General features: G+C 71.8%; 1 protein-coding gene. It reads right to left on the minus strand.

Annotated elements, in window-relative coordinates; translation table 11 throughout:
* Positions 1 to 1,057, minus strand: a 1,057-nt coding sequence (locus AB0F44_RS30385) for an MFS transporter (RefSeq protein ID WP_357361110.1), incomplete at both ends; no start/stop codon positions are given.

A 1,057-nucleotide genomic window follows, 5' to 3' on the forward strand; every position in this document is an offset into this window, starting at 1 on the left:
ATGCCGTCGCGGTAGGGGGTGACGACCATGATGTCGGCGGCGCGGTAGAGCGCGGCCATCTCCGTGGCCTCGGGGGTGTCGGCGACGATGGCGTAGGTCGCTGGGGCGGTGCACAATCCCAGGCCCGCGCTCATGATCAGCAGCGGCCACAGTAGATCGAGGTAGTGCGCGGCGAGGGTCAACCGGCTCACCAGCACCAGCGCGGCGGCGATGGTGAGCAGGCCGGTGACGGTCATCGCCCGCAACCCGACCTGGCCCGACAGCCACGGCGCGATCACCGAGATCACGACCAGCGGCACCACCATCGGCGCCAGCGCCAGTGCCGAGGCCAGCGGCCCGTAGCCGAGGATCAGCTGCAAATACTGCACCAGTAGCAGGAACACTCCGAAGGTGACCAGGAACTGGATGGTCACCGACAGCGATCCGGCACCGAAACCACGGCGGGCGAACAACCGCACGTCCAGCAGCGGTGCCGCCGAGCGCAGCTCGACGACCACGAACGCCACCGCCGCCGCGACACCGAGCCCGGCGGTGACAGCGACGAGCGGGTCGGTCCAGCCGCGCGCGGGGACCTCGACCGCGGCGAACACGATCGCCGCGATCGCGACGGCCACCGCGCCCGCGCCGACCCAGTCCACCGGCGGATGCTCGCGTTGGCGGGACTCGGCGATGGTGCAGGCCAACCCCGCCAGCACTGCCCCGGCCACGGTCAACCCGACGAACACCGACAGCCACGACCACTGCTCGAGCAGTAGCCCGGCGCCGAGGATGCCCAGTACCGCCCCGGACCCGGCGACTCCGGCCCACACCCCTACCGCCCGGCCACGATGGGTAGGAGGGAAGCCCGCGGTCAGGATCGACAGTGTCGAGGGCATCACCAGCGCCGCGCCCGCCCCGGCCAGCGCGCGTGCCGCGATCAACCACGCCGGGTCGGACAGCAGCAGCGGCAACGCCGAGGCGGCGGCGAATACCGCCAGTCCCGCGACCAGTACCCCGCGACGCCCGTAACGGTCACCGATGGCTCCGGCGGGTAGCACCAGACATGCCAGCACCAGGG

The sequence above is a fragment of the Nocardioides sp. NPDC023903 genome (genome assembly GCF_040639295.1).
GTDB lineage: Bacteria > Actinomycetota > Actinomycetes > Propionibacteriales > Nocardioidaceae > Nocardioides.